The organism is Betaproteobacteria bacterium (assembly GCA_016791345.1).
Lineage (GTDB): Bacteria > Pseudomonadota > Gammaproteobacteria > Burkholderiales > JAEUMW01 > JAEUMW01.
Genome location: JAEUMW010000394.1, coordinates 1 through 4,262, shown reverse-complemented (window position 1 = coordinate 4,262; position 4,262 = coordinate 1). Strand labels below are relative to the sequence as shown.

Here is a 4,262-nt window from a genome sequence, read left to right as displayed (position 1 = left end):
GTGCGGCGGAGAGAACGACTGCGCCGTCTCCCGCACCGGCAGCACCGACACGCCGTGCTGGTGTCGCGACATCGTGATCGATGCCGCGACGCTTGCCCGCGTACCGGACGCGCTGCGCAATCGGGCGTGTCTCTGCCGGCGGTGCGCAGGGGCATCCGCCGCGGCGGACGGCGATTGAGCACGCGCAGATCGTTTCTTCCGCACCAGGAAATTGAGGTGAAGATTGCGCCGGCTCGTAATTTCCACATGAGCAGGATTCGCGTGGTCGTGGCCGATATCACGACGCTTCCCGTGGACGCGATCGTGAATGCCGCCAACGAGGGGCTCCTGGGTGGCGGCGGTGTCGACGGCGCCATTCACCGCGCCGCGGGTCCGGAGCTTCTGCAGGCCTGCCGCCGCATTCCCGAAGTTCGGCCCGGGGTGCGCTGCCCGACCGGGGAGGCGCGCATCACCGCCGCCTTCCGCCTGCCGCACCGTTACGTCATCCACACGGTGGGGCCGGTGTGGAAAGGCGGCGGGCGCGGCGAGGAGGAACTGCTCACAGCCTGCTACCGCAATGCGCTCGCGCTGGCGAGCGCGCACGGCGTGCGAACGATTGCGTTCCCCGCGATCAGTTGCGGCATCTTCGGCTATCCACTCGAACTCGCCGCCACCGTCGCCGTGCGCGAGATCCGGGCGCGGCTCGCGGGCGGTCGCGACCTCGCAGCCGTGCTCCTCGCGGCATTCGACGACGACACCGGCAGCGTTCTGCAAAGCGTCACCGACGCCGCCTGAGAGCTAGCCCCCATTCCCGCAGCGCACCATCTGTGTCATCATCCGCGCCGCGCGCCGGTCGCCCTCGCAGCGCCCGGCACTCGCCGTATCACGGCTTTCCCATTCGACCTGGGGTCCCCGCAGGGGCCGCAAATGTTCTTCAACTATCGATCCTTCTTCAAGGCGCTGCGTCTCAGCCTGCTCGAACAGCCGTTCCGCCTGCGACGCTGGGGATATGTGATCTTCTTCAGCATCCTCTTTCTCGTCTTTCGCGCCCTGCTCCTCGTCGGGCGCGCGCTCGATCATGTCGTCGCCCCGCGCTTCCGTGACGAAACGGTCGCGCAGCCGGTCTTCATCATTGCACCGCCCCGCAGCGGCACGAGCTTCCTGCAGAAGCTGCTTGCGCTCGACGAAGAGCGCTTCGTCCACTGGAAGATGCATCACACGATCTTTCCCGTGGTCTGCCTGCAACGTGCGATCGATGCGCTGGCCCGGCTCGACGGCGCGCTCGGCTCGCCGTTCGCGCGACTGCTGGCGGTCGCCGAGCGCCAATGGTTCGGCGGCTGGGACGACATGCACCGCATGCGCCTCACCGAACCGGAGGAGGATCACGCTCTCTTCGTCTACGCCTTCGCAGGTGAAGCCGCGTTCCTGCTGTTTCCCTTCGTCGACGAGCTCTGGGAAGTCGGCTTCCCCGATGCACTGCCCCCCGCCAGCCGCGCGAAGCTGATGAAGTACTACCGCAGCTGCCTGCAGCGGCAGGCCTGCGCGCACGGCAATGGCCGCGTCATGCTGATCAAGTCGACATGCTCTGCCGGTGCCGTCGAGGCGCTCGGCCGCGAGTTTCCGGATGCGCGATTCATCACGATCATGCGCCACCCCGCCCAGTCCGTCGCCTCCCACGTGAGCCTGTACGTGCCGGTATGGCAGGCACATTCGCCGGAAATTGCCAAGGACGGCCCGGTGGCGAAAGCCTATGCCGGCCTGGCCGTGGAGTGGTATCGCCACCTGATGCGCTTCGAGGAAGAGATGCCGCCCGAGCGCCTGTTCCACATCGACTACCGTGATCTCGTGCGCGACCCGCGCGGCACCGTAGAAGCGCTCTACCGGCATTTCGGATGGTCGATCGGACCGGCCTTCCGCGCCCGCCTCGAACTCGCCTCGACGCGGCAAGGAAGCTACCGGAGTCGCCACGTCTACACGCTCGAGGAGTTCGGCCTCTCCGCAGACTGGATCGAAGCCGAACTCAGCGACGTCATCCAGGCTTACGGCCTGGGCGAAGGCCGCAAGGCGACGGGACCGCTCGAGCGATCCGCCTGAGCCGACGCCGGAGAACTACGAAGCCGGACGCTCGGGGACGCCTGCACTCGCGCCGGCCCCAAGAAACCGGTACCACGCGACGTGCAGAAGGCCGGACAGGATCAGCAGCAGCGCGATGGTGACGACCACGCCCGGGATCACCGTGCCGGCAAAGCTGTCGAGCGCGACCAGCAGCGCCAGCGCGATATTGCGATTGCCGGTGCCGAGCGCGATGACCATGCGCCGCGCCGGCTCGGCGCCGCCAGCAGCATACCCGAGCAGGAAGGACGCCTCGACGAAGACGATCATGGCAAGGAGTGACTGCCACGGCGTGGCGACGATGTTCGGCCACTCGACCGCAGTCACGAACAGCAGCGACACTGCCCCGGTCGCCTCCGCGACGATCTCCAGCGGCCGCAGCACCCGCCTGCATGGACCCGGCCAGAGGTGGTTCAGCGCGACGCCCGCGGCGAGCGGCAGCGTGATCGTCGCGAGCAGGACGGCAAGGATGAAGACGGGCCGGAAGTGCATGTCTGCCGCGCCGGTCGACCACGGCAGAGCGACGAGCAGCACCAGCGGTGTCAACACCGCGACCGCCACGGGGAAGGCCGAAGTCAAGCCGGCGGCAAGTGCCAAGTCCGCGCGTGCGAGTCGCGTGAATACCGGCACCACCGGCGCAAAGGGGGCCGCCCCGAGCAGCAGCATGCCGACCGAACGTTCCGGCGACAGCGACGCGGTGCGTGCGACCGCCAGCGCGAGCAGCGGCACGAGGACGAAGTTTGCGAACGCGATCCGGCCGATGCGGCAACGCGCGAGTGCCACTGCGATCTCCGCCCAGCGCAGCCTGAGGCCAACCGCGAGCAACAGTCCGCCGAGCGAACCGGTGGTGAGGATGCGAACGATGGTCTCGGGTTCGGGCAGCACGGGTTGCGACGATCAATGGGACACGGATTTGGGACGACGGAAAAGTCCGCGCACAGGGATGATACGTTGACCGTGGAGAGAACTGGTCTGCCCGCCCGCATCGAGCGACTGCTCGCAGCGTGGCTTGCGTTTGCCATGCGCTGGCCGGTGCTGGTGATCGGGCTGGCCGTGCTGTCCGCCGCCGGCGCGCTGTACTACACGGTTCACCATCTGCGCATCAACACCTATCCGGGGGACGTGCTCTCCGACGCGCTGCCGTGGCGGCGCGATCTGCTCGCGTTCGAGAAGGCCTTCCCGCAGTCGCGCGACTCCATCGTCATCGTCATCGACGGTGCCACGCCGGACCAGGCGCGCGACGCGGCCGCACGACTCTACCAGCGGCTGCAATCCGACACGCAACACCTCCAGTGGATCTTCTTTCCGCAGGAGAGCCCCTTCTTTCGCCAGAACGGCCTGCTCTTCGCGGACCTGCCCGAGCTGGAGACGCTGTCCGCGCGCCTCGCGCAGGTACAGCCGTTCCTCGCCGAGGTTTCCTCCGATCGCAGCCTGCGCGGCCTCTTCGCGCTGATCGAGCGGGCAATCGGGCAAGCGCGCACGGACGACATAGACCTCGGCCCCGTCTTCGCGAGCATCGCCGGGACGCTGCGCGCGTACCTCGCCGGCTCGCCCGCGCATCTTTCGTGGATCGAGCTCATGAGCGGCCGGAAGACGGACCCGGGTGACCGGCGGGTGATGATCGAAGTCATGCCGCGCCTCGACTTCGACACGCTGGTGCCCGGCGAGGCCCTGATCGCGGAGATCAGACAGGCGATCACCGCGCTCGACCCGCAGGCAAGCGGCGTGACGGTCAGGCTGACCGGGGACGGTGCGCTTTCCCTGGACGAACTCAAGAGCGCGAGCCTGGGTGCGCAGATGGCGAGCGTCGGATCGTTCATCGGCGTGAGCCTGGTGATGCTCATCGGGCTGCGCTCGCTGTGGCTGGTGATCACCACGCAGATCGCACTCATCCTCGGGCTCATCTTTACCGCCACCTTCGCCGCGGCGGCGCTGGGCTCGCTCAACCTGATCTCGGTCGCCTTTTCCGTGATGTACATCGGCATCGGGGCTGACTACGCGATCTACCTCTGTCTGCGCTACCGCGAGCTTGCCGCCGTGCTCCCCGCGCATCGCGCCGCGCTCGAGCGCGCCACGCTGCATGTGGCCGGCTCGCTCGGCATCGGCACCCTCACCACGGCGATCGGATTCTTCTGTTTCGTGCCGACGAGCTACGCCGGGGTCGCGGAGCT

General features: G+C 67.9%; 3 protein-coding genes and 1 pseudogene. All 4 read left to right on the top strand.

All coding sequences use genetic code 11. The annotated features are described in order from the left end of the window. The coding region (locus tag JNK68_15165) for a cysteine-rich CWC family protein (protein MBL8541684.1) at positions 1-178 on the top strand (178 nt) is incomplete at its 5' end. A gap of 68 nt (positions 179-246) precedes the next feature. After that, complete coding sequence (locus JNK68_15160; protein MBL8541683.1) at positions 247-774, top strand: O-acetyl-ADP-ribose deacetylase; 528 nt, start codon at positions 247-249, stop codon at positions 772-774. A gap of 132 nt (positions 775-906) precedes the next feature. Then, positions 907-2,373, top strand: a pseudogene (locus JNK68_15155) (sulfotransferase). 618 nt (positions 2,374-2,991) lie between these two features. Beyond that, a partial coding sequence (locus tag JNK68_15150) for an MMPL family transporter (GenBank protein MBL8541682.1) occupies positions 2,992-4,262 on the top strand: 1,271 nt, incomplete at its 3' end.

Excerpts from the sequence above, each read along its gene's own strand:
- JNK68_15160 (MBL8541683.1), top strand. The coding sequence starts at position 247 with ATGAGCAGGATTCGCGTGGTCGTGGCCGATATCACGACGCTTCCCGTG.